Below are 25,265 nucleotides of genomic sequence, written 5' to 3' on the forward strand. Positions count from 1 at the left end.
CTTCTGTATATATAGTAGTATGCTCTATATTAATAAGATGAGCAAAATAATGAATGTTATTTTGACAAGTTTAATTGTCGTAATGACAAATATAATTGACAAATAAAGTTTTGTTATTTACAATTTTAACTAAATAGAACAAATGATGGATTAAGGCGATGTTACATACTAAGAGGATGAAGCGTAGTGCTATATTTTATCCTGAATAAACATAGTCTTTGAAAGAGAGTATGAATGACACTAAAGGGGAGGCTTTATACTTTGAGTTTACAAATTCAAAACTTAACGAAACTATTTGGGGAATCAAAAGCAGTTAATGGTTTGCAAATTTCGTTACCAAAAGGTGAAGTACTAGGATTACTTGGACGAAATGGTGCAGGGAAAACAACGACAATTAAAATGTTACTAGGTTTATTAACGCCAAATGAAGGTTCTATTACGTGGGATGGAAAGTCATTTGGTGATAGCGGGGTAACAATTGGATATTTACCAGAAGAAAGAGGACTATATACAAAAAGTAGAGTAATAGATCAGTTGCGATATTTTGGTAGATTAGAAGGAATGACGAAAAAAGAAGTAGATCTTGCAATTGATCACTGGTTAGAGCGATTAGCAATCCCAGAATATAAATTTAAAACGGCAGGGGAGCTTTCGAAAGGGAATCAACAAAAAATTCAATTGATTGCTGCTCTTCTTCATGATCCAGAACTTCTTATTTTAGATGAACCATTTAGCGGACTTGATCCAGTTAATGCGGGAATGTTAGCTAATATTATTGGAGAACAAGTACAGAGTGGAAAGACAATTATTTTATCAAGTCATCGTATGGAGCAAGTAGAGGCTTTTTGCCAACATGTATGTATTTTGAAAAAAGGCGAAGCGGTCGTAGAAGGACAGTTAAGTGATATTAAGAAAGAATACGGTTTCCGTAATTTAACGATTGAAGATACAGTAGAGAATGAAAAGGGATTAGAAGCTATACACGTTCCGTATGAAAAACAACAAGGCCTTCTTTATGTAAAAGTACAAGGCGATGCAGAAGCTCTAAAGATTTTGCAACAGTTGCAAGAGCAAGGTATTAGCTTACGACAATTTAAAATGTTAGAGCCGACGTTAAACGAAATCTTTGTAGAGAGGGCGAAATAAAGATGCGTAAATTTTCTCATGTATTTTCATTTTATTTTAAGGAAGCGTTTTTATCTAAAAAATCATTAATTACGAGTGCGATTTTATTTTTGGTTGTGTTTGGGATTTTTGCATTTAATCATTTTACTTCAGGCGATGATAAAAATAAGGATAAAGATAAAATTGCAGTTGTAGTAGAGAGTTCCACATACAAAGTACAAAAAGAAGAGCTAAATAAGTTATTGCCATCAGCAAAAATAACGGTCGGTTCAAAGGGTGATTTTGATAAACTGCATAAACAAGTAGAAGAGGGCGATTTAGACGGTCTATTCCATGTGACGGAAAAGGATGGGGCTCCAGCAGTTACATATATGTATAATGGATTTCCAAGCCAAGCAACTTCTGCGATTATGGCGGGTTATTTAAAACAACAATATACGATGGTGACGATTGCAAAAAATAATGTTTCACCAGAAATTGCGCAGCAATTACAAGCAGAAATTCAAGTAAAGCAAGAAGCGATAAAAGATCGTACATCTTCTTTCGGAATTGCATATTTCTTTACATTTGCGTTGTATATGTTTATTGTAGCTTTCGGAAATACAATCGCAATGAATATTGCATCTGAAAAGGCGTCACGTGTAATGGAAGTAATGCTTCCGAAAGTAAAGCCTCTTACGATGATGTATGCGAAAATCTTAGCGGTTGTTTCAACGGCGTTATTGCAACTTGTAATATTGGCTTGTGGTTATCTTATTCCTTATTTGTTAGGTTGGGTCGATTTAGAAAGTGCTTCATTATTTGGTGTTCCCATTGACTTTACAAAATTAGATGCAAAGGTTATAAGTATGTTCCTTGTTTATTTCATTACGGGGTATTTACTTTATGCGATGATGTACGCTGCGGCTGGAGCTGTTGTGTCTAAGACAGAGGATTTACAAGCTGTATCTTTCCCAGTAATGATTTTGATCATGGCTGCATTCTTCATTAGTATTAAATCATTAAGTGATCCGAATAGTACTATTGTTGTTGTAAGTTCGTATGTTCCGTTTTTCACACCGATGGTTACCTTCTCGCGGATTGTAGCTGGTGAAGCTGGTATGTTAGAGATTACGATAACATTAGTAGTTTTATTGGCGACGATTGGTATATTAAATGCTATTACAAGCCGTATCTATGTAAATGGTGTAATGAATTACTCTGATAAAGTGAAGTTTAAAGATTTGACGAAATTTATAAAGCGTCAATAATGGGAGAAAAGCATGATTTTCTAATGGAATCATGCTTTTTCTTTATGTATAAATTAAAAATAGTATATAATAATAAGAGTTGTCTTTTAATAGAATGAATAAAAAGGAGGGTGTGCAGATGGGAATTAGTAGTCGTTTTACAGTAGGTGTTCATATGTTAACGTTACTTGCAATAGATCGAAACTCTCGCTGTACCTCTGAATGGATTGCTGGTAGTGTGAATACAAATCCAGTTGTGATTCGTCGCATTACAGGAATGTTGAAGAGAGCAGGACTTGTTGATGTACAAGCTGGTAAAGGTGGTACGACACTTGCTCGTGATTTAGATGAAATTACATTACTTGATGTATATAAAGCTGTGGAAGTTGTAGAAGAAGGACATCTATTTTCTTTCCATGAAAATCCCAACATTGAATGTCCAGTAGGAGCTAATATTCAATCGGTATTAGAGATTGTTTTAATACAATCGCAAGAAGCGATGGAAAACGTACTTGCAAATGTAACGGTGCAGCAATTAGTTACAAATTTAAAGTCGAAAATTAAAGAATAAAAAAAGCGAGCTTCCTCATGATGAGGGCTCGCATTTTTTTATTCGGAAATATTGAAAATTCTATTTTTCAGTATTTAAAATAAACTTTCCTACAACAGCTGCTACGATACCACCAAAAATTGGGGCAACGATGAACACCCATAGTTGAGAAATTGCTTCTCCGCCAGCGAATAGAGCTGGTGCGATACTACGAGCTGGGTTAACAGATGTTCCAGTTAACGGAATACCTAATAAGTGAATTAATACTAATGTGAAACCAATTACTAGTCCAGCTAAAGAAGAACTTCCCTTTTTACCTGTTACAGCAACGATAACTAAAACAAATACGAAAGTTAAAATGAATTCAACTAAAAATGCTCCAGATAAACCAAGAGTTCCAAAACTATTTTGTCCTAAATTATCTAAAGGTAATTTAGCAGATCGTAAAATTGTTACTAACGTTGCAGTTCCTAATAAACCACCTAAAATTTGGGCTAATAAATAATAGCTAAGTTCCATAGCGTTCATTCTTTTATTGATGAACATAGCGATTGATACTGCTGGATTAATATGACACCCAGAAATTGTTCCAATACTATATGCCATAGCCACGATAGATAATCCGAAAGCCATAGCGATACCTAACGTTCCAATTCCTTCAATTCCGCCACCAATGACAGCTACTCCAGTTCCGAATAATACAAGTACAAATGTACCAATAAATTCAGCAATTGCTTTTTTTAACATAATTTACCTCCTATTAATGCGCATGAAACGTATTATAACATAGGTTTTAGTATAAATAGCTAATGAAATACTATTCTGATAAGGCGAAATAGGGAGACAATAAAAATAGATATGGTTCTATAAAGAAGAACCATATCCATTTTTATGCTGATTTTTTTGTTTAATGACTGGAACAGAACGGTTTAAAACACTATTTACGACCATTCCTAACATTATAATAATCATCCCAATCAGTGACAGACCGCTAGGGAATGAACCATTTAAGAAAATAATCTCACCAAGCACAGTGAAGACCATCGTTCCAGCTTGTGTTGCTTCAACAGCTCCAAGTAAAGCAAGATTGTTTTTTGCTAAGTCAGTAGCAAAGAAAAATGTCATCGTCGCAATAACTCCGGAACATAATGCTAATAAAAATCCTTGCATCATTTGATTTGATGATGGAATACCGGTAGTGGAAAATCCGTATATAGCAAGTAGAATTGTAATAGGGAGACTTCCGATTGCCATTCCTAATACACGTTGGAATGTATCAAGACGCCCGCCAACAAGTTCCATCATTTTTCGGTTACCGAAGGGATATAAGAAAGCTGCTAAAACGACAGGTAAAAAACCAGAAATGAATTGAGTCATTGTAATATGCCCCGCTTCAGTAGCTTGCATACAAAGTACACCAAGTAAAATAAATAAAGCGACGTATAAACTGCGCAGTGGGATTTTTCCACGTACAAGTTTTGTACCTGATTTTGTTTCTATTTTAATGAAGAATAATGGCGATAAAAGTAAACCTGCTAATATCGTAACTTGCCAAGTTCCAGCAACGAGCCAAGCTGGAGAAAAAACAGCTGCGAAACTTAATAAAGAATAGAAGCCGATGCCAGCGACAGAGCCCCACCCGATCCATACAAATGGATGTTTTTTTAATTCTTCCCATAAAGCTCCTAAGTTTTTGCGAAATAAAACGATAAGGAATAAAATAGGGAGAGCAAATAGAAAACGGAAGGAAGCAGTCCAAGCCCAGCTTGTTCCAGATACATTCATTGCTCTGTTAATAATAAAGGTTGCAGAAAAAAAGGCCGATGATAAAAGACCTAGTAGTATTGCGCGCATGAAGTATGGCACTCCTTTCGAAATTGAGTATTTATGTATAGTATAATATACTTAAAGTGAATAAAAGTAAACTATTTTATATTTTAAGGTGGTTTTATAGATGAAAGAAAATGAGGACATGCAAACAAAAGAAGTGATCCAGCAAGTAGGTCAGTTATTAAGACAAATTCGAAATGAACAAAAATTAAGTTTAGAAGATTTAGCCCAAAAGACAGGTGTTAGTAAATTAACGCTAGGGAAAATTGAAAGAGGTGAAACGAATCCGACATTAGCTGTCATCTGGAAAATTACGAAAGGGTTATCAATCCCTTTATCGAGATTGATGGTTGTTGGAGAGCCTGTAGCTGTTGCGCGCTGCGGAGAAGGATTTGCAGTAGATGTAGGACAAGCATGGCATTTAGAAACGATGTTCCGTTACACGAAAGAAACAGGGATGGAAATGCACCGAGCTTGTTTAAGAGCGGATAGTATATATGAACCTGAAGCTCATCATGAAGGGGCAATCGAACTTGTAACAGTAATGAAAGGGAAAGTTTCTATTCAAGTGGAGAACGATGTGTACGTGCTAAATGAGTTTGATTCCATTCAATTTGAAGCGAATAAGAAACATAGTTATAAAAATGAAGAGGATGAAGTGGCCGTATTACATTTAACGATGAAATATTCTTCATGAAAAAATCACCTATAGAATTCTATAGGTGATTTTTTATATGCTCTTCTTAAGTATATGAAGTGATGCCATTAGTACGAACGTGGCATAAGTAATAAACAAATAAAATAAACTAAAAATCCCGTTCCAAAACATAAAACAGCAATGACCCAAAGGATACGAATGAGAGTAGAGCTAATATCGAAATATTCTCCTAAACCACCACATATACCAAATAGCATTTTATCAGTTTCGGATTTACATAATTTTTTTGACATATAACGATCAACTCCTTTTTTATATGAAGCTACATACTTCTATTCTATATGGAAATTTATGAGAAGACTATGAGGTTGTATTACATTTTTTTAGAGAAACGATCATATTAATTGTCTTAATTTTCAGCTGATATTAAAATTATAGTAAGAGGTATGAGATGATTTTTAATAAAGGGTGGGGAAATAGAGATGACAGTATATTGGTTGACTAATGTAATGGTTGAATCAAGGTATGCATATGAAGAAGGGGAAATTTCACGAACAGAAACAGAATTATGTAGTTTACTTATTGAAGATGGACGAATTAAAAAAATTATAGAAGGGATTGTTCAAGAGGAAGGGATAGTAACTCTTGATGCCAATCGCTTATTAATTTTGCCTTCTTTCGAAGAGATGCACATTCATATTGATAAAACGTATTATAGTGGGCCTTGGAAAGCTTGTATGCCAGCAGAAAGTATTTTTACACGTTTTAATGAGGAAGAGAAGATTTTGCCAAAGCAATTAGCAACTGCTCAAGACAGGGCGGAAAATATGCTAGAGTTACTACTTCGAAATGGTGCAACGAATATTAGAACGCATTGTAATGTTGATCCAATTATTGGACTTAATAATTTGGAGGCGACGTTAGCTGCATTAGAAACATATAAAAATCGGATGTCTGGTAGAATCGTTGCTTTTCCGCAACATGGATTATTACGCAGTAATTCTGTACAACTTGTGAAAGATGCGATGCGTATGGGTGCGAATCTAGTCGGTGGAGTGGATCCAGCTACAGTGGATAATGATATCGAAAAATCATTACATACAATTATGGATATCGCAGTAGAATTTAATGCAGATGTTGATATTCATTTGCATGATGCGAATAATCTGGGAACGTTTACGATGAAGAGGTTGGCAAGCTTAACAGAAGAAGCAGGGTGGCAAGGGCGTGTAACAATTAGCCATGCGCTTGGACTTGGTGGTGTTACTGATAAAGAGGCTGAAGAAGTGGCAGAAAGACTAGCGGCTTTAAGTATTGATATTACTTCAACCGTGCCAATTGGTAAACAAGTAATCCCAATTCCATTATTAGATAAAAAGGGTGTTAAAGTTTCATTAGGAAATGATAGTATTACAGATCATTGGTCGCCGTTTGGAACTGGCGATATGCTTCAAAAGGCAAATCGATTAGCAGAGCGTTTTGGATGGGGTGACGAAAGGTCTTTAGGAAAAGCACTTCGCTTTATTACGGGAGGAAAAGGAACGTTAAACAATGAAGGGAAACGAGTGTGGCCAAATGTAGGAGATGAAGCAAGCTTTGTTTTAACGAATGCAACATGTACTGCTGAAGCGGTAGCGCGTCAAACAGAAAAGCGTTTAGTCGTGTATAAAGGGAATATTGTTGTTGGAAGTTTAAATGAGGTGGAATTAAATAATCTTGTGTAGAAGAATCGTTTAAATAATTTGAGGAGGGTTCTAATTGAGAATATAGAACTCTTCTTTTTTATTCTTACAATATATTTCGTATAGGAAAGCTAGAAGGGATGAAAAATTTGGACAATCAACATAATCAAAATCATATTATGGGAACTTTGCAATGGTTTATATTTTTATTAGCGAATTCAATCGCACTACCAATTGTCGTTGGTGGGTTATTTCATCTTACGACGGAAGAAATATTTTATTTAATGCAGCGTACGTTTTTTGTAGTTGGTATATCTTCTTTTTTACAAGGGTGGCTTGGACATAGACTACCAATTGCAGATGGGCCAGCTGGATCTTGGGTTGGTGTATTTACCGTACTTGCTTATGCAACTGTCGGGCAGGATCAATTACATAGTACGTTGCAAATTTTAGAATTAGGGATGATGGTTGCTGGAGTAGTTTTAATAGGACTAGGAGTAACGGGGTTTATCGGACGTATTTTATTTTTATTTACGCCGCTCGTGACAGGAACGTTCTTACTGCTATTATGCTTGCAATTAAGTGGTGTGTTTTTAAAAGGAATGTTAGGGATTACAACTACTGTTTCTCAAATTGATGGATTTACAGCATTGATCGCTTTCGGCATATTTTTGTTCGTGGTCATACTCTCCAACTTCGGAAAAGGTTTTATCAAAAGCTATGCAGTTTTAATAGGATTAATTAGTGGGTGGATTATTTTTCTAATTGCAGGGAAAGTGACGATTCCGTCTCAAGTAACTCATTTTGTGCAACTTCCACAGATATTTGCTTGGGGACTTCCGAAATGGAATACAGGTATGGCAGTATCAAGTTTCGTTATGGTATGTATTTTAGTTTCAAATACAGTGGCAGCTATTATAGCAATTAATCAAGCTACCATTCATAAAGCGACTATTGAACAAAAACAGTTGAAGGATGGTACGTGGGTTGGAGGGATTTCACATATCATTTCCTCCGTGTTTTCAACTGTAGGTGTCGTTCCGTTACCAGCAACGGCAGGATTTATACGCTTAACAAAACAAAAATATATACGATCGTTCTTAATGGCATGTGCGTTACTAGTCGTAATGTCTCTTTTTCCAAGTATTATTCGTTACTTAGCATCGTTACCATCAGCTGTTGCATCTGCAGTTTTAATGGCTTCGTTCGTACAGCTAATTGGAATTGGGTTAAATAATATAAAACAAGTGGAGCTTAATGAAAGGAATGTAACGATTTTAGGAGTTGCGATATTATTTGGTTGCGGTGTTATGTTTTTACCGTCTGGAGCACTCCAATCGTTGCCGTCTGTTATGCAATATATATTTGGAAATGGTTTGTTTGTAGGTACAGTTGTAAGTATATTACTAGAACAAATATGGCGCATTAAAAAGTAAGTGGATAAAATGAGTGCACGCACTGTATAAAAGTCTAAAATAACATAAGAAATAAAGCCCATTTTCATTCACCACCTGCACATTTCGTTCATACAATATCTTGACTAAATAAACACCCAACTTACACATATACAGCTCTGGCTTAAGCAAGGAGGGTTATACCAGTTGAAGGAAAAAGCGTATCAATCTAAACCGTTACTCACAAAGAGAGAAAGAGAAGTATTTGAATTACTCGTTCAAGATAAAACAACGAAGGAAATTGCAGGTGAACTTTTTATAAGTGAAAAAACAGTACGCAACCACATCTCAAACGCAATGCAAAAGCTAGGGGTTAAAGGACGTTCACAAGCAGTTGTTGAGCTTCTTCGCATGGGAGAGCTCGAACTATAAGAAAGCAGCCGACTTTTATACAAAGAGTCGGCTATTTTTCTGTTTGTTTCATGCTCTATATGAATGATAAGGATGTTTCATACATAAATAGGTAAGGCTATAAAGAACGCGATAAATACTCATTCAAAACAAAACTCCCGCTATTAATAAAGGTAGCGGGAGTTTTGTTTTGAATGAGTATTTTATATAGAAGAAACCGACTTTCATATAGAAGGTCGGTTGTTTTCTGTCTTGCAAATTATAAAAAAAAGGAGCAAAATAAAAAAGGTCCTGATCTATATAGGTACAAATGAAACTTTTTATACAGGGGCATTTTAAGTTAGTGAACTTAAAGTGTGTAAAATATAATGATAAAATAAGATGATGAATGAGAAAACGGGTGATTAAGTTGAATAGAGCGATCGGTGTTATTGATTCAGGAGTGGGCGGTTTAACAGTAGCGAAGGAATTAATTCGTCAGTTGCCGAAAGAGCGTATTATATATTTAGGGGATACAGCACGTTGCCCTTATGGTCCGCGTTCTCGTGAAGAAGTGCGTCAATTCACGTGGGAAATGACGGAGCATTTATTAGATTTAAATATCAAAATGTTAGTTATTGCGTGTAATACAGCCACTGCGGTTGTATTAGAAGAAATGCAGAAACAATTATCAATTCCAGTAGTTGGAGTTATTCATCCAGGATCACGTACAGCTTTAAAAGTGACAAATACGTATCATGTTGGGATTATTGGAACGATTGGAACAGTAAAAAGTGGTGCCTATGAAGAGGCGCTAAAGTCTATTAATAACCGTGTTATGGTAGAAAGTTTAGCTTGTCCACCTTTCGTTGAGCTTGTAGAGAGCGGAAATTTCGAAAGTGAAATGGCGTATGAAGTTGTAAGAGAAACGTTGCAACCGTTGAAAAGTACTGACATTGATACACTTATTTTAGGGTGTACACATTATCCGATTTTAGGCCCTGTTATTAAAAAGGTAATGGGGGATCAAGTGCAATTAATTAGTTCGGGTGATGAAACAGCGCGTGAGGTAAGCACAATTTTATACCATAGTAAGATGTTAAATGAGGGAGAAGAACAAAGTGATCACCTCTTTTTAACGACTGGTAAAATAGGTCTGTTTAAAGAAATTGCATCAAAGTGGTTCGGTCAGCCGATTGAAAATGTGAAGCATATTAATTTAGATACAGAATAATAGTAGATTCATATAAGAGAACTCCTGAGAAATCAGGGGTTTTTTCTGTGTAAGTGGCTATAGCTTGTTCTAAAATATGAAACAGCTCGTATACATAATAGTACAAACTTAGATTTTAGGGGGGAATGGCATGCCTAAATCCACTTTTAAATGGGTTGTTGGTGCTACTGTGAGTGCGATTTTATTATCAGGGTGTGGCTTGTTAAATCAAGAGAAAGCGACAGAACAAATTGATCCGCCAAAAAAAGTTACGTATACAGAAGGTGAAAAGAAAGAAACAGCTAAAAAAGATAAACAAGGGCAAACAGTAAATAGAGAGTTATACCTCGTTGATAAAAATGGATATGTCGTACCGCAAACTATTGCAATGCCTACTCCGAAAGCGAATGAAGTTGTACAGCAAACGTTAGAGTATCTTGTGAAAGATGGACCAGTCACAAATTTATTGCCAAATGGATTTCGAGCAGTCCTTCCAGCGAATACGACGATGACCTTGAATTTGAAAAAAGGCGGGACAGCAGTAATTGATTTCTCTAACGAAATGAAAAATTATTCAAAAGAAGAAGAGCGTCAAATTGTTGAATCAGTAGCGTGGACTTTGACTCAATTTACAGAAATAAAACAAGTGCAGTTCCAAATAAATGGTGAAAAGTTAGCGAAGATGCCTGTTGCAGGTACACCGCTTGGTGAAGGGATAAGTCGTGCGAATGGAATTAACTTTGATGATGAACAAGTAGCAGATGTAACGAATACAAAACCGGTTACACTTTATTTTATGGCGCAAAATAATAATAAGCAGCAATATTACGTACCGGTAACAAGACGCGTTGCAGAAGGAAAAGAAAATGATTATGCGGCCATTGTGGATGAGCTTGTAAAAGGTCCGATTCAAGGATCGCTACTAAATGATTTTAATCCAGGAGCTAAGCTTATTACGAATCCGAAAGTGCAGGACGGAAATATTACATTAAACTTTAATGAAAATATATTTGTGAACCCAGACAAAAATATGATTTCAAATTATGTGTTGAAATCGTTAGTCTTATCTTTAACGGAAAAACAAGGTGTGAAAAATGTTTCTATTGAAGTGAATGGGAAAGCAAATCTTATGGATGAGAAAGGTGAAAAGTTAATAAAACCTGTTGATCGTCCACAAAACGTGAATACAGGTAGTTTTTAATCGCGAATAATTTGATATACTTATGTAAGAAAGGGGAATTGCTTTTTGAGTTCCCCTTCTTTTATTGTTATACATATCGTACATTTAAATTTGGCTATACTAATGAGAGTATTTATGAGGGGGTTATTTTTATGCGAGTAGATGGTAGAGGAAAAGCAGAGCTACGCCATATACATATTCATACAAATTATTTAAAACATCCAGAGGGATCGGTACTAATTGAAGTTGGGGATACAAAGGTAATTTGTTCAGCGACAATTGAAGAGCGTGTACCGCCGTTTATGCGCGGAGAAGGAAAAGGCTGGGTAACAGCAGAATACTCAATGATTCCACGTGCGACAGAGCAACGTACAATCAGGGAGTCAAGTAAAGGGAAAGTAACAGGGCGCACAATGGAAATCCAGCGTTTAATTGGACGAGCATTACGTGCGGTTGTTGATTTAGAAGCGCTTGGCGAAAGAACGGTTTGGATTGACTGTGATGTAATTCAAGCGGATGGCGGAACGAGAACGGCTTCTATTACAGGTGCTTATGTAGCGATGGTATTAGCTTTTGAAAAATTATTGCAAGCAGACAAAGTATCTAAAATTCCGGTGAAAGATTATTTAGCGGCAACGTCAGTAGGTGTTGTTGAAGAACAAGGTGTCGTTTTAGATTTAAATTATGCTGAAGATTCTAAAGCAGACGTTGATATGAACGTTATTATGACTGGAAAAGGTCAGTTTGTTGAAGTACAAGGAACTGGAGAGGAAGCGACGTTTAGCAGAGCTGAATTAAATGAATTACTTGATGCTGCTGAACAAGGGATTTTCCAACTTGTTGAAAAGCAAAAAGAAGCGTTAGGTGACATCGTATCTCATATAGAGTAGAGGTGGAAAATATGAAGCAAGTTGTTGTAGCGACGAAAAATATTGGGAAAGTACGTGAGTTTGCTGAGTTATTTGAGAGATTTGACTTAGAAGTGAAATCTTTACACGATTTTCCTCATATTGAAGAAGTCGAAGAAACTGGTGAAACATTTGAAGAAAACGCGATTTTAAAAGCGGACAGTCTTAGTAGACAGTTGAATTCCATCGTAATTGCGGATGACTCTGGTCTTATTGTAGATGCCTTAAACGGGAAACCAGGTGTATATTCAGCTCGTTTTGCTGGAGAGCCGAAAGATGATCAGGCGAATATAGATAAGGTGTTACAAGGGTTAACCGGCGTCGATTTAGAAAAACGTACAGCTCGTTTTTACTGTGCGCTAGCAGTTGCTTTCCCTGAAGCTGATAAAGAGCCGGTTATTGTAAACGGAACGTGCGAAGGAAAAATCTTAGAACAGCGCCGCGGGGAAAATGGTTTTGGATACGATCCGATTTTTTATGTAGAAGAATATAAAAAAGCGATGGCGGAGCTAAGCTCAGATGAGAAAAATGCGATTAGTCACCGCGGGCGTGCTCTTCGTAAATTAGAAGGAAAAATCCCAGAATGGTTTTTAGAAGAATAAGGGAGAGAGATTGATGAAAGCTTTAATCGTAAGCGATAGTCATAGCTCTGTGAAGGAATTACAGCAGTTAAAAGAGAATTACGAAGGGAAAGTAGATGTCATGATTCATTGCGGTGATTCAGAGCTAACGCCTGCTCACGAAGAGCTGCAAGGTTTCCATGTTGTAAAAGGGAATTGTGATTATGCTAACTTTCAAGATGAAATTGTAACTGATGTAGATGGAATTCGTTTCTTAGTTGTACACGGTCATCGTCATAATGTGAAAATGACGTTACAAACGTTAGCGTATCATGCAGAAGAAGTAGGAGCGCAAGTAGCATGCTTTGGACATTCTCATGTATTAGGGGCAGAATTAATTGATGGGATTTTATTTATTAATCCAGGAAGTATTTTGCTCCCACGCTCTCGTGTGGAAAAAACATTCGCTTTATTAGAAATGGATGAAAATCATATAGAAGTTCGTTTTGAAACATTAGACGGACAGTTGGTGGAACAAGCAATTTTTAAAAGAGGATAAGAAAAATTATCCTCTTTTAAAAAAGTGTTGACTTTATAAGTAGTTATGAATATAATAAATATTGTCGATAGGGCAACGGCGCTAACGATGAAAAATAAAATAACATACGCGGGTGTAGTTTAGTGGTAAAACAAGAGCCTTCCAAGCTCTGGTCGAGAGTTCGATTCTCTTCACCCGCTCCATGTCCCAGTAGCTCAGCAGGATAGAGCATACGCCTTCTAAGCGTACGGTCGGGAGTTCGAATCTCTCCTGGGACGCTAACAAAACCTTGCGGTGACGTCAAGATCCGCGATATATAAGCTCTCTAATTCGTCAGTTGAATCGTACAATGTGCGGTCGCTAACGAGTTAGGGGGCTTATTTTTTTATGTCAAAAAGACGTGATTCTTTAACGATTAGCGAAGACTTATCGAATATTTTTAGCGATAGATTGAAAAGCGATCAGCGAAAGAAAGCATCCACAGAGGGTCGTTATACATTTAATTTAACAATCGAGAAAGCGCTCGAAATTGTTGTACGTCAAATGAAGGCGACAGGCTTACGTGAGCGCACGATAAATGACTATTATATACACGTTAATCATTTTGCGAAGATAGCAGATACGCAGTGCTTAGAAGAATTAAATGTTAATCATATTTACGAGTGGCTATCGTCTATGAACGTTAGTAATCAAACGAAATTAACCCGTTTGAAGTGTCTAAAGGCATTTTTAGGACGCTGCCACGATAATGGATGGATTGATATTAACTTTTGGCGTAACGTGAAGATCAAAGTGGATACGCCTGTTAAAGAAGGTGCGACAGATCGTGAAATTAATATCTTGTTATCGGTACTCGACTTAACACGATTCTTAGATTTACGAGATGCTACCGCTATTCTACTTATGTATCAGACGGGAATACGGGTCGGCACATTAGCACAACTCGAACATAAACACGTTGATTTAGACGCGAAAGTATTAAGTGTTGACGGTGGTATTATAAAGAATCATGAATCGATATATCTGCCGTTTGACGACGCTCTCGCACGATTGCTAGATGTTCTTATGAAACAAAACGAAATCATTCGCAGAGAGTACCAAGCGAAAAATAATTATCTCTTTATTACGAAGAGCGGCGGAAGTGTTTTAACTAGTCCGACGAATAACATTATATCAAAACGAATGACTAAACATGCGAAGGAATACGGGCTTAAAAATATTAATCCGCACGCCATACGTAGAGGATTTGCGAAGAATCTCTTAAAGAAGGGTGCAAATGTCGCGTTGATATCAAAGGCGCTAGGGCATAGTGATATATCCGTTACAACGCGTTATCTGCATTTAGATAAAAACGAAGTGGCGGAAAGTCTGCGAAATTTCTTGTAAATAAAAAGTCCCCGACGGCAATCGGAGACTCAAAACATACACAAATCAAACTAAATAACGGACAAGCCGTATCAGTCTGATCATCTACTTTGCATTCTATCGAAAAAATTCGAAGATTGCAAGGCGTCTTTAGTAATGTCTTTTTTAGGTACTGATGCGGTAAGTCAAAAAGCGGAAGCCGTACCGCTATAAAAACGTAAAAGGGTAGCTAGACCGCCGCAACCACTAGCGCTATACAATTCAACGCATATCATTCCCCATGCGTCGTATAGGTCTAGGTGGTGACTACCGTTAAAGGTCAGGGTGGAAATACGTTGTTACTACGGTAACAGGGTGTATCGAAAGATTTACGCACTATGGGACGTTTTGTAGTGTAGAAAGTCGATGCGTACGAAAGTACAAGGACGGGGAATGCGTTACTGAAAACCTCATACAACGAGCCGACGCTAGTTGCTAACGCCTTACCCCTATTCGCATTGACGATTATTTTTATCTCTGCGAAATAGGGGTTCAAACTGCACCCTGCTTCCTACGACTTCCTCGCCTCTGCTAGTCGATGTGTCAACGCTTGTCACTAGCGGAAGTGAATTAAACATCGAAGGTCGACACAGGGTGCTACAAGAGGCGGAGGACTTGTGCATGGAAATACGACTTAATATAAGACAATACGCTAATAAAGACGAAGACATAAACGAAACATTAAATAGAATAGCGACTTTAGCTAAGAAAGAAGTGGAAGATTGTCACACTGAAATAAGTGATACTAAATATAGAACGAGGATCAAGGCGCACTACATACCGCTGATCGAACGACTAGCCAACGATAACTGGCATAAGATGAATAACGAAGTACACTTTATAGACGATTGTTTCCGTAAAATAAGGTATGCGATCAGATCGTTTGATGTAGATCGAGGCGATTTCGATAATCTAGTTAAATGGTTATTGTGTCAAAGTGTTCGCCAATACTGCGGAAGTAGGGGAAAGAAACGAGATGTGTTAACGTTGATCGGGAATATTAGCGCACTTGAAACGTTAGGCGACTGTACAGATACTACGGAAGAAAAAGCGATCTGTAATGCGTGTACATACGAAGAGATCTACGAAACTTTATATGGATCTATCTGTGAAAAGAAGATCGATAAGATTATATTAGATTCGATATTTGATACCATTGATAGCGAGGACGTAGTCAGGTCGGGAGTTAAAGAGAGCGAGATCACTCGGACGGTGGCGCAAAAAACGGATCGTTCGTTTGATTCTGCTAGAGGTGCAGTTCGAGGGTTTAAGCAGAGATTACGAAAAAGGAACGTCAGAAGGGAGGATATAGCGTGAGAAACAAACGTAAAGAAATGTTATTAATCGTATTCGCATTCGTATTTATGATGATAACCAAAGCATTTGGCAATCTGTACGTAGCAGCATTCGGGGTAGTATTCGGACTAGCCGTAGCCGCTTCGGCTATTACTGCGATGATTGGCGATTTTATACGTAAGAGGAAAGAAGAGGGGGACGCGTGAAGATTTTACGCGAAGTGGTGGATAAGTTTGATAGGATGTTTAGTGGATAACGGAAGTTTAATAATTATTTATAAAACCATACTTACTTTTTATTAATATAAAAAGGTTAGCATCGTATAACGGAGTTACTTATAAAAATAGCCGCTATTTCAAGCGGCTATAACCATTATTTGATAGGTTTAGAAATTATTTTACTGTTACAATAAATATAAACTATACTTCTACAAAATCAGGGAATTGATTTAAATAGTTAATTGCTAATCTAATTACAGTATTACAATAAACTGTTTGTATTTCTTTATCTTCATCTTCATAAGTAAACGATGGGATTAATTGTTGAATATGATCAGCAACTTCTTGAATGAATAACGGTCGATCATCGTCTTTACTTTTTTCCCTTTGCAGATAATATGGTTCTGTATAGTCAGGATATGCGTAATAAGAAATAAAAATCAAAAATGATATATATACATAACGCTTAATGTCTTTTTCGAATTCAAATATGTAATTATAGTATCTTTCCCATTTCTCAATAAGCATTTCTGTAAACCTCAAGAATGTTCTAGGGTTATGAAAATTAAGTTGACTAGCTAAAAGTTCTGCGACAGTGTTATATGAACGTCTAATGTTATAATCACCAGGGTCATTTCTCAGTTTATAATCATCAGATAATTCGTGCCAGTAAAAACTAGGGGATTGTTTGGGGCTATATACAAAATAAGATTCATTTAAATAAAAATACGCTAATATAGCCTCTTCTAATGCATTATCTGATTCACTATGAAAATTTAAATGTTCTAAGATGAAATTTTGAGAAAGTGTCCTAATTTGATACTTTGTATTAATCAAATATTTTCTTTGGAAAATTTTTTGTAAGTAATATTCTGGTTTGCTTATTCCCTCTTTTTTTAATGCATCGAATACTACCTCTTGATCCATTGCTACTACAAAAAATAATCCTGGTAAGTCTAGATTGGACTTTATCATTTGAAAAATAGTAATGACTTCTTCAGGAAATAATCTATCTAATTCATCAATCATAATGACAATTTTTCGTTCGTCTTCCCTAACGGTATCTTCCATTACTTGGCTTAATTCATGTTTTCTTTTTGATAAAGGCTTATCGAATATTAAATCACCAATTCCTTGCGCTGTCTCCCCTGTAACATTCGCCATGGTAGTAGCTGCCGCAGGAGTAACTCCGTTTAAATAAGCTGTAGCAAACGCTGCCGCTTTTGTTAGGGGAGACACTACTTTCTCTGCGTACTTAAAAAATTTATCTTTAGCTTTATAAAAATTTCCTTCTCCCATAGCATAGTATATTTCTTCAAATAAATTCTTGATTAGTTCTTCACGTTCAGAAATCATCCAAGGATTAAAACGTACTGTTATACATTTCCCTTTATCTAAATTAGTTGCTACAAAATTTAACATTGTTGACTTTCCAGCGCCCCACGAACCGTTTATAGAAAGGCAGTACGGTAGTTTAGGAGAGAAGTCGTTGATAAATTCTGCAATTTCTTCAGCCTTCTCTTTAAATCCAAGCATATCCCTATCTGTATCATCTAATGGTAAATATTGAAATTCTTTCATCGTGTCTCTCCACCTTATATAGTAAAATTATCCAATTTATATTTTATCATATAATATACACTTCCATATCAAGGAAAAATAGCCGCTATCTCAAGCGGCTTTAATCGTCATAGGCTAGATTCAGAAATCACTTTACTACTACGAATTCATTTACAAGTCTAGCTCTATCTTCTTTTGGATATGCGTGCTTTTCTAGGAATTCTTGATGCCACGTTCTATCCTGGACGTTTAAATCCTCTATTTTATAGCCTAAATAAGCATTAAATTTATCCCGATTCAATTTGATTTCATGAACTAATCCTTTATAAGGAATATTGATCGAGACGTTATCTAAAAACGAAAACTGGCGTAGTAGGCGAGCGCTTTCTTGAGTTAGTATTTTATTAATCTTATCGCCTGTTCCGAAATATTCTTCGTATGCTTTAGCGTCATTGCCCGTTTTTTCATTTAGTGCAACGTATTCTTCGAAAGAATTAACGTATTGAATGTTGACGTTTTTAGAATCCTCGCTTATACATACTTCCTTTAGAAATGGGCTTCCTTGTATATTCTTTATGTACAAACGTAATGCGGGATGTCCTTGTGTAGCATCGATTACCCATGTTTTCCCTATCTTTTTTGATAGTACATCACCTTTTGCGCATAGATTTTTTATGTATCCAGGCGATAAGTTCCATAAAACTGCAGCTTCTTCAACTCCAATTACTTTATTTAAAATCATTCGAATCCTCCCGATTAGTGCGGTAACGCATATTTTATTGTTATCTACACGTTAACATGCGTTATCGCATTTGTAAAGTGATTAATGTATGTCCACTATTAATAATTGAGGGTAGAGTCCGAGCGTAATATCAGATATTAAGGAAGAACGAAAAAATAACGCCACTGGCTACGATAGGTGGAGGAAGAAAGTGACTACCGCTAACTAAGCGAAGTGTAGATCGGTAGGAGAACAGAAGAATATATAATGAATAACGAATAAATTAAACTGTGAGGTTAAATTGACGGTGATTGTAGGGAGACAAAATGAGCGAGTGTAATAGTACAAAAAATTGAAACGTAATAATAAGCATGCGTATTCTGATAGCTTGTTACAAAGTATGGGTTTAATACATAGGTAACAAGCCTGTTGGGATTTGCATTCCTTTAATTAGTCTTATCTCTAAATGTAAGTGAAAGAAAATCTTGCTTATTTGCTTTTGTTAGAGCTTTACTAAATCCTATTAAGTGATATTTTGTCATTTCATGTAGTTTTAATTCTTCTTTTACCACTTGAATATTCGCCTCGGCAATTTCTCTATCGATAGTACGACTTGGTTTAGTAAATTCTCCATTGCGAATGCCAGCATATAAACTATCATTTTTTAAAGTATTGTAATGTTTCGCCTTGTCTTTTATAAACTTTAGTAATTCATCATTAAACCCCTTTGGATTTAATAGGATTTGTTGCTGTATAAACTTTCTTCTTAATTTTCCTTCATGGTCACGTAAGTCTTTATTAACGTCTTTCCAATTAACTTTTATTTTGAAATGAATGTCTGTGGCAACCCTAAATAAAATTGGCAATTTTGATAATTCTTCTGAAGCTATGTGTGACAAGGTATATGATCTTGCAAATCGTTCGTTGGCTAAAAGTATTTCAGATTCCTCTATTAATTCTTTAGCGTTTTCAAATATTAGAGTATAAGCCTTTTCTAAATCCTTTATTTTGTAATTATTTATATTCATATTCAGCTTCTCCCTTTCGACTTAATTTCCCCATAAGGTGATCCTTCAAAAAAATTTATAATATATTCCAATTTTACCATTTTTACAGGAAACAAAAAAGAAAGCCACTCAGCTCTCTCTGATAGAGTACGTTCCAACCGCATGCACTCTAGTAAAATTTCGATACTTTTTTCATTTTTCCTCGTTCCTAGACTTCGCTTCTCCGCGTTTTTTTCGTATATTTAACAAAACTGAACAAAGAAGCGTACTCTCACCGTTATACATTACGTTACATATTACCAGCCGAAAGCTTGTGACGGATGTCCATCCTCCGAACGCCCCCCTTCAATTACTGTAAATCGTATACACTATTACGCTATGCAAGCGATGCGTAAACCGCATAATAACAACGTTTACTATTTATGCATAAACGTCGGCATTTTGTTGGCGCTAACCTTAATGTAAACTCGTGTAATATTTTCGATGAAACGGCGGATCCCTTGCGAGAGTAGGGTTTACGGTGGTTTACGTGTAACGTAAATAGTTACATTCATTTACGTATATACGAAACTCATAGGGATCGGTACACTTCGCTACATTTCGGTAGTGATTTATGATAGGTTGCGAGTAGTGATCGTTATTATTCGTCACGCATCGATACATATGTGTAGTACTTCGTGTAGATCGGTAGGATTATCGGCGCATTCTCTTCGCTACATCAGCACGGCACCATATAGAGAGAGCCGATCCGAAATCAGGGGGTTTTCATTCGCAGTAGATCCGCCCGACCTGATCGCCTCGACTAGCGTAAATATTTTCGAATTAAATTACGAAGCTACTACAAATCTCATAGCGTTGGAAGTCTAAGGATTTCAGCGCATACCAAAAAGACACCGATCTATTTTATCGATGCCGCTCGTTGTTTCCGTGCATATCGTTCTAATGTCGATAATGAAATACCCGTAACCTCTGCGGTTTTCTTCATCGAATAACTCATTTTCTCGCGAAGTTCTAACGCCTCTTTTAGTCGCTGCTCGTTAAACTTTTTCGGACGTCCTTCTTTAAAGTCGGGACGCTGCTTAGCGATTGCCTTTCCTTCCTGAGTACGTTCAATGATCATATCGCGTTCAAACTCTGCGAATGCAGCGAATACATTAAACATTAATTTACCTGCTGCGGTAGATCGATCGATCACGCCTAGATTTAATACGTGTACGATCACGCCCTTTTCGTATAGATCTGTTACGAGTTCAATCGCATCCTTTGTTGATCTTGCAAATCGGTCGAGCTTCGTTATTACAAGCGTATCGCCTTCGCTGATCTTCTCCATTAATTCGATGAACTGCGGACGATCTTTCGTTGTTCCCGTGAATTTCTCTTTATAAATGATATCGCATCCTGCATTATGTAGGGCGATCTCCTGCGCCTCTAGATCCTGCATTAATGTACTCACTCGTGCATATCCGTATTTCATAGTTTATCTTCTCCTTTTTGCCCTCTCCTTCGCCTTTATTTTTGAAGGTAAGTTATGAAGGTGTCTTGTGTAGCTATCTTATCACACGTCAAAAACCCCGTCAATACTGTTAAGTTATGAAGGTTTATTTATGAAAGCACGCCCACGATATATAACTGTATTATAATAGATCGCTATATGTTTTATGTTATGATACACCTTCATGCCATTCGACCAACCTACGAAGAACACGCCACCATACCTAGCCATGTATCTGATCGACCAATAGCCCGCACTCTATTCGAGATACCCCGATACCATTACCCCGATATGACCTGCCGTATATAGGTACGCTTATACAGGCTTACACATAAGATCATATACGCAAGTGTATCCGAATAACCTAGAAGTTCCCAGAGAGGGGCGCAGGCGTCTTACAACGTACGCTATGCATTACCACCACATCAGCGTATGGCATACGACCACGCCACGGCGTACCACATAACTATGTATCATATCGTATGGATCGCAGCAGCAGCGGATCAGGATCGTTCTTGTTCGTTGTCTTCTTTGTTTGCTGCGATTGAATTCGTTTAAAGAATTGTTATTGATCTTCTTCTTTGTTGTCTTCTTCGAATGATTAAAGTCTGATCGATTAAGTTCGTGATCATCTTCGCGTTGTGTTTCGTTTGTTGTTAATGATCTTCTTTCTTTCTTCGCATCGAATCGAATCGAATTAAGTTCGCGATTGAATTCATTTACTTTCTTTCTTCGTAATTCTTTTCGTGATTCTTTCTTGATCGGAAACTTCGAATCTCTTTAAAGCATCCTTTCGCTTCGTTGCGGAGCTTTTAAATTGATCGGATATAGAGCAGCATCCCAAATCGGAAAAATCCACCAACCCCCCAACGCCGCCCTTGTATAGCCAGCAGCAAGCGTACAAACAAAGCGCACACCATTTTTAACTCAAGGCGTAAAAGTAACGGGACACGGTGTCTCAATACTTTCCGCAGCAGCGCAGCCCGATCCACTGAAAGTTGGCGCCAATGTTTGGGAAGACGTTGACGCAGCCAAATCGAGTAAATGGACATGATGTCGACTTACTTTCTAGCGCAGCCCGATCGATCTACCTCACGAAGTTACCCAACCCCCGATAATTTAAACGATCACCACTCGATAAAAATTCGCGCATATAATTTTTAACTCAGGTAGTCGCGTTTCTTCTATATATAAGCGAGATCCGCCGATATAAATTTTCGCAGCAGTTGACCAAACGATCAGGATCCACGCGCCTATAGAGACGAGGGCAGCGGATCAGGAGGACTTCGTGGAGGGGACGAGCGGAACGAGGGGAGGCGATCTTTCTTCTCTTTTCTATCGAAGATCTACGCATCAGTTAATCATATCGGATCGGCGTCGGTTTTATTATTTATCAAGGCTGCGCCCAGTCCCAAAATAGCGAGTTTCCTACAAACCGTTATCACTGCAAGAATGCGTATTTCAATTCGAAGCAGAATTATTTTAAATCTTTATAACCTAAATCTTTATAACCTAAATCTTTATATGCACGGAGAGTAGTTCGGATCTTTTATGAAATATATTTCATGACTTGACCCGAAATGTAATGCATACAGCGTCTATATTAACGTAAGAGAAAAAGGGAGGATGGTAATTATGACGCAAGCAGCACAGGCAAAAGCAAAAAAGGATTTTCAAAAGGAATTAAACAGAGAATTAAAGGCGATCACCGCCGATCACGATCCGAATCCATTCTACGATAAAAATGCAAGGGAAGAGGGCGACGGATTTATCAAAAAGCCCGCTAGTATTATGGACTACCTAGCATTGCAGGAATACGGATTCACCGCCGATACAATCATAATCTATGACTATATTGTTCAGCTATACAATTCCGAATATGGATGCGCATTCCCGTCTCAATATGCTATAGCCGAGATGCTACATAAAAGTGTCCGAACGGTAGCGAATAATATAAAAATCCTGCAAGACGTTGGACTAATCGAAGTCATTCGCCGCGGTTTGGGATTATCGAACGGATATCGCCCACTGCGACCGCTGAAAAAGAGCGAGCTTTTCAAACGATACCCACGAGCAGCAGCGTTTCATAATGATTTCGCGAAAAGCATCGATAGCCATCGTAATAAAGACAAGACACACCGCACGAAATGCGCTGAGGAATACGCGAAAGGGGATCAGCAGCGGAGGGAAGCAGCGAAGCAGGCGAACGAAGTGGACTGCGAATTTTAATCGGTGTCTACCGCGAAGCCTTGATGATTATCAATCGTTCCTTAGACCTCTAAGCGCTATCTATTTGTATGGCTAGCGTAAAAAATTAAATAAAAATGATCGGAGGTTTCGCGATGTACATCGAAATCCCTGAAGCTGATCGTCGCTATCTAGATCTACCCGACGAGAAAAAAGCGGCAGCAGCGAAGAAAAAGAAACGTAAGCGAAAGAAAAAACGTAACTATGCGGTTGGGTTCGGCATAACATCGGCTGATCTTGTTGTCGAGTTGAATACGGAAGGCACAGCGGAAAATAAAACGCTGATCAACGAGAATTTGCATAGTTCGTCCAAAATAAATGCGAAAAGTTCCGTAGAGATCACGCTCAATGATGGGCGCGAACTCAACAACTAGAATTATGAAACAAACGAAAAACTATAAAAACTAAAAGGGGATAACAACAATGAAAAACACAAAAATCGAAATCATACTAAATGAAGAGGCATTCAATACACAGGCGATCGAAAAGGTAGCCGATATCATCGACGCGAGAACAAAACGCGACGAACTAGCGGATCGCATCGATATATTAGAAAAAGTTAAAGCGGTTGTACTGCTGCCTAATATCGAAATGGTGACGGTTGGTCAGATCGCTGATTTCTACGAAACTGATCCCGCAACGATTCGAAAAGTTTATTCTCGTCACCGCGAAGAAATTCAAAGCGACGGTTATATCTTAACAACGGGTAAAAAGTTACTATGTGACACGTTGTCACACCGCACATATACGATCGAAAAGGGCGCTTATAATGTAGAGTTTGCAGACGGTACGGCAATGAAAATACCTAACTCAACAATGGGACTGTTCTCGATCCGTGCCGTGCTACGATTCGGAATGTTATTACAAGATAGCAAGATCGCCGTAGCAGTGCGTGACCAACTATTAAATATTCGGGATAATGCGGACGATCATACGAGAACCAAGGCGATCGATGCGGAACTTATCGAGCTGCGTGAAAAGGCAGCGAAGTATGATGCATTAATTGGCGATATGCCCGCCGAGGTTATCGATTCCTACGAAACTATCATTCAATATGCGAATGAGAAACGAGCAGCAGCGGAACAAAAAATAAAGAGGTACGTAGAAGATGATAGTCTGATTACACTAGCGGATCTCGGCGCCTACCATCTCGACGGGATGTCATCGCAGGCGGTACGATCAGAGCTGCAAATTTTGGGAGTATTATCGATGAGAAAGACAAGTGGATCTTATCGTCCAGTCGGCGAATATCGTAATAAAGGTTGGTTTAAAATCGAGGATCGAGAAAGTAAATTAAACGGCTTTACATATCGTCAATTATACGTAACTCATGCGGGAATCATAGGGATTACGGAATTGATCAAGCAGCACGAGGAAGGAGGCGATCATAATGCAGCATAAGAAACAATGCTCATACTGCAAAAAATCGAAGGATCTCAACCAGTTCCACGAATGTAAAGCGAAGCCCGACGGACTGCAATCGAGATGCAAACCGTGCAATAACTACACACGTAACACAAATAAGAAAACGCTGATCATCTCCGTAGAAATCGACGGGGAGATGATTGAACATCGATATTGTAAAAAATGCGAAGAGCTAAAACCGTTAGATCAGTTCGCTAAAAACGGACGAGGCGGAAGGAAAGCGCATTGCAAGCCGTGTCATATCGAGAAGGTGAAGAAAAGCAAAGCGATCAGAGAGGCGTTAAAAAATAACCGACCTGATCAGGCGAAGGCGATCGCCTAAAATATGCGGGAGAAAGTCACGATGGAATAAAATCTAAAGAAAATGGATCATTGTATACAAATAAGTAGTTCTCAGAGGTACATATAGTATGAGAAGAAGATCTTCTTTTTTCTCCTTCTAGTTTCCTACTTTTTGAGTAGGTTTGATCGTTTTCCATTAGCGGCGGGGTTTCTTCTTCCTTTCCTTGCTGCTCTCTCCATTGGTCTAGTAAATAGCGCTTCCCGACGTTAGTTACTAGCGCGGCAACACGGGACATATATCGCTTTCTTCATCCTTCCTTTCTTCTTAGTGCCAGCCGTAGGATTTTCCCGATCCA

The 25,265-nt window shown here is 37.6% G+C and carries 27 protein-coding genes and 2 tRNA genes; 21 read left to right on the forward strand and 8 right to left on the reverse strand.

What is annotated here, in order from left to right; translation table 11 throughout:
* Window positions 1–261: 261 nt before the first annotated feature.
* The 3 genes from ACFWDE_RS15320 (at window position 262) to ACFWDE_RS15330 (ending at window position 2,925) form a co-directional block, all read left to right on the forward strand.
* Window positions 262–1,146 (forward strand): ABC transporter ATP-binding protein, encoded by an 885-nt coding sequence (locus ACFWDE_RS15320; RefSeq protein ID WP_377893202.1) that lies wholly within the window; start codon window positions 262–264, stop codon window positions 1,144–1,146.
* A gap of 2 nt (window positions 1,147–1,148) precedes the next feature.
* Entirely contained in the window at window positions 1,149–2,375 is a 1,227-nt protein-coding gene (locus tag ACFWDE_RS15325; protein ID WP_377893205.1) for an ABC transporter permease, read from the forward strand.
* Window positions 2,376–2,493: 118 nt separating this feature from the next.
* The gene (locus tag ACFWDE_RS15330) at window positions 2,494–2,925 is read left to right on the forward strand and encodes an Rrf2 family transcriptional regulator (protein ID WP_002112095.1); all 432 of its coding nucleotides are present in this window, start codon (window positions 2,494–2,496) and stop codon (window positions 2,923–2,925) included.
* Between the two features lie 60 nt (window positions 2,926–2,985).
* On the opposite strand, the gene ACFWDE_RS15335 is transcribed toward ACFWDE_RS15330, so the two are convergent.
* Both ACFWDE_RS15335 and ACFWDE_RS15340 read right to left on the reverse strand, forming a co-directional pair.
* Entirely contained in the window at window positions 2,986–3,651 is a 666-nt protein-coding gene (locus tag ACFWDE_RS15335; RefSeq protein WP_002067333.1) for an aquaporin, read from the reverse strand.
* A gap of 117 nt (window positions 3,652–3,768) precedes the next feature.
* Entirely contained in the window at window positions 3,769–4,758 is a 990-nt protein-coding gene (locus ACFWDE_RS15340; protein WP_377893207.1) for a DMT family transporter, read from the reverse strand.
* Between the two features lie 100 nt (window positions 4,759–4,858).
* Here ACFWDE_RS15340 and ACFWDE_RS15345 point away from each other — a divergent pair, with 100 nt between their 5' ends.
* The gene (locus ACFWDE_RS15345) at window positions 4,859–5,431 is read left to right on the forward strand and encodes a helix-turn-helix domain-containing protein (RefSeq protein ID WP_002112092.1); all 573 of its coding nucleotides are present in this window, start codon (window positions 4,859–4,861) and stop codon (window positions 5,429–5,431) included.
* Window positions 5,432–5,499: 68 nt separating this feature from the next.
* Here the strand turns inward: ACFWDE_RS15345 and ACFWDE_RS15350 are convergent, their stop codons facing one another.
* Entirely contained in the window at window positions 5,500–5,685 is a 186-nt protein-coding gene (locus ACFWDE_RS15350) for a PspC domain-containing protein (RefSeq protein ID WP_098268772.1), read from the reverse strand.
* Window positions 5,686–5,874: 189 nt separating this feature from the next.
* On the opposite strand from ACFWDE_RS15350, the gene ACFWDE_RS15355 reads away from it, so the two are divergent.
* The 13 genes from ACFWDE_RS15355 to ACFWDE_RS15415 all read left to right on the forward strand — a co-directional run bounded on the left by ACFWDE_RS15355 (window position 5,875) and on the right by ACFWDE_RS15415 (window position 16,163).
* Window positions 5,875–7,116, forward strand: coding sequence for an amidohydrolase family protein (locus tag ACFWDE_RS15355; RefSeq protein ID WP_377893208.1), 1,242 nt, complete (start codon window positions 5,875–5,877; stop codon window positions 7,114–7,116).
* A gap of 98 nt (window positions 7,117–7,214) precedes the next feature.
* Window positions 7,215–8,510: a purine/pyrimidine permease gene (locus ACFWDE_RS15360; protein WP_377893210.1), complete on the forward strand. Its 1,296-nt coding sequence runs from the start codon at window positions 7,215–7,217 to the stop codon at window positions 8,508–8,510.
* A gap of 165 nt (window positions 8,511–8,675) precedes the next feature.
* Window positions 8,676–8,900: a spore germination transcription factor GerE gene (gene gerE, locus ACFWDE_RS15365; RefSeq protein WP_000659484.1), complete on the forward strand. Its 225-nt coding sequence runs from the start codon at window positions 8,676–8,678 to the stop codon at window positions 8,898–8,900.
* Between the two features lie 379 nt (window positions 8,901–9,279).
* Window positions 9,280–10,092: a glutamate racemase gene (gene racE / locus ACFWDE_RS15370; RefSeq protein ID WP_377893212.1), complete on the forward strand. Its 813-nt coding sequence runs from the start codon at window positions 9,280–9,282 to the stop codon at window positions 10,090–10,092.
* Between the two features lie 130 nt (window positions 10,093–10,222).
* Window positions 10,223–11,272 carry a GerMN domain-containing protein gene (locus ACFWDE_RS15375; RefSeq protein ID WP_377893214.1) on the forward strand — a complete coding sequence of 350 codons (1,050 nt, stop codon included), beginning with the start codon at window positions 10,223–10,225 and terminating at the stop codon, window positions 11,270–11,272.
* Window positions 11,273–11,403: 131 nt separating this feature from the next.
* Window positions 11,404–12,141: a ribonuclease PH gene (rph, locus tag ACFWDE_RS15380; protein ID WP_002138500.1), complete on the forward strand. Its 738-nt coding sequence runs from the start codon at window positions 11,404–11,406 to the stop codon at window positions 12,139–12,141.
* An 11-nt stretch (window positions 12,142–12,152) separates the two neighbouring features.
* On the forward strand, window positions 12,153–12,761 hold the full coding sequence (locus tag ACFWDE_RS15385; protein ID WP_377893216.1) for an XTP/dITP diphosphatase: 609 nt from the start codon (window positions 12,153–12,155) through the stop codon (window positions 12,759–12,761).
* A gap of 13 nt (window positions 12,762–12,774) precedes the next feature.
* Window positions 12,775–13,278 carry a metallophosphoesterase gene (locus tag ACFWDE_RS15390; protein ID WP_070145014.1) on the forward strand — a complete coding sequence of 168 codons (504 nt, stop codon included), beginning with the start codon at window positions 12,775–12,777 and terminating at the stop codon, window positions 13,276–13,278.
* 108 nt (window positions 13,279–13,386) lie between these two features.
* A tRNA-Gly gene (locus ACFWDE_RS15395) sits at window positions 13,387–13,460 on the forward strand.
* A 1-nt stretch (window position 13,461) separates the two neighbouring features.
* Window positions 13,462–13,535: transfer RNA gene (locus ACFWDE_RS15400), tRNA-Arg, on the forward strand.
* Between the two features lie 109 nt (window positions 13,536–13,644).
* A complete protein-coding gene (locus ACFWDE_RS15405) occupies window positions 13,645–14,643 on the forward strand; it encodes a tyrosine-type recombinase/integrase (protein ID WP_377893217.1) in 999 nt (332 codons plus the stop codon).
* Window positions 14,644–15,282: 639 nt separating this feature from the next.
* On the forward strand, window positions 15,283–15,978 hold the full coding sequence (locus tag ACFWDE_RS15410; RefSeq protein ID WP_377893219.1) for a hypothetical protein: 696 nt from the start codon (window positions 15,283–15,285) through the stop codon (window positions 15,976–15,978).
* A complete protein-coding gene (locus ACFWDE_RS15415; protein ID WP_377893221.1) occupies window positions 15,975–16,163 on the forward strand; it encodes a hypothetical protein in 189 nt (62 codons plus the stop codon). The genes ACFWDE_RS15410 and ACFWDE_RS15415 overlap by 4 nt, the downstream gene beginning before the upstream one ends.
* Before the next feature lie 213 nt (window positions 16,164–16,376).
* Here the strand turns inward: ACFWDE_RS15415 and ACFWDE_RS15420 are convergent, their stop codons facing one another.
* The 4 genes from ACFWDE_RS15420 to ACFWDE_RS15435 form a co-directional block, all read right to left on the reverse strand.
* Window positions 16,377–17,756, reverse strand: a complete 1,380-nt coding sequence (locus tag ACFWDE_RS15420) for a KAP family P-loop NTPase fold protein (protein WP_377893223.1) — start codon at window positions 17,754–17,756, stop codon at window positions 16,377–16,379.
* Between the two features lie 127 nt (window positions 17,757–17,883).
* Window positions 17,884–18,477 carry a helix-turn-helix domain-containing protein gene (locus ACFWDE_RS15425; RefSeq protein ID WP_098656218.1) on the reverse strand — a complete coding sequence of 198 codons (594 nt, stop codon included), beginning with the start codon at window positions 18,475–18,477 and terminating at the stop codon, window positions 17,884–17,886.
* A gap of 425 nt (window positions 18,478–18,902) precedes the next feature.
* Complete coding sequence (locus ACFWDE_RS15430; RefSeq protein WP_098500339.1) at window positions 18,903–19,484, reverse strand: AbiV family abortive infection protein; 582 nt, start codon at window positions 19,482–19,484, stop codon at window positions 18,903–18,905.
* Between the two features lie 877 nt (window positions 19,485–20,361).
* Window positions 20,362–20,937, reverse strand: a complete 576-nt coding sequence (locus ACFWDE_RS15435; protein ID WP_377893225.1) for a recombinase family protein — start codon at window positions 20,935–20,937, stop codon at window positions 20,362–20,364.
* A 1,653-nt stretch (window positions 20,938–22,590) separates the two neighbouring features.
* On the opposite strand from ACFWDE_RS15435, the gene ACFWDE_RS15440 reads away from it, so the two are divergent.
* The 4 genes from ACFWDE_RS15440 to ACFWDE_RS15455 all read left to right on the forward strand — a co-directional run bounded on the left by ACFWDE_RS15440 (window position 22,591) and on the right by ACFWDE_RS15455 (window position 24,949).
* Complete coding sequence (locus ACFWDE_RS15440) at window positions 22,591–23,184, forward strand: helix-turn-helix domain-containing protein (RefSeq protein WP_377893227.1); 594 nt, start codon at window positions 22,591–22,593, stop codon at window positions 23,182–23,184.
* A 113-nt stretch (window positions 23,185–23,297) separates the two neighbouring features.
* Window positions 23,298–23,576, forward strand: coding sequence for a hypothetical protein (locus ACFWDE_RS15445; RefSeq protein ID WP_377893229.1), 279 nt, complete (start codon window positions 23,298–23,300; stop codon window positions 23,574–23,576).
* A gap of 49 nt (window positions 23,577–23,625) precedes the next feature.
* Window positions 23,626–24,603 carry a hypothetical protein gene (locus tag ACFWDE_RS15450; protein WP_377893230.1) on the forward strand — a complete coding sequence of 326 codons (978 nt, stop codon included), beginning with the start codon at window positions 23,626–23,628 and terminating at the stop codon, window positions 24,601–24,603.
* Window positions 24,593–24,949: a hypothetical protein gene (locus ACFWDE_RS15455; RefSeq protein WP_377893231.1), complete on the forward strand. Its 357-nt coding sequence runs from the start codon at window positions 24,593–24,595 to the stop codon at window positions 24,947–24,949. The genes ACFWDE_RS15450 and ACFWDE_RS15455 overlap by 11 nt, the downstream gene beginning before the upstream one ends.
* A 16-nt stretch (window positions 24,950–24,965) precedes the next feature.
* Here the strand turns inward: ACFWDE_RS15455 and ACFWDE_RS15460 are convergent, their stop codons facing one another.
* Window positions 24,966–25,205 carry a hypothetical protein gene (locus ACFWDE_RS15460; RefSeq protein WP_098656211.1) on the reverse strand — a complete coding sequence of 80 codons (240 nt, stop codon included), beginning with the start codon at window positions 25,203–25,205 and terminating at the stop codon, window positions 24,966–24,968.
* Window positions 25,206–25,265: the final 60 nt, after the last annotated feature.

It is taken from the genome of Bacillus sp. NPDC060175, assembly GCF_042728695.1.
Lineage (GTDB): Bacteria > Bacillota > Bacilli > Bacillales > Bacillaceae_G > Bacillus_A.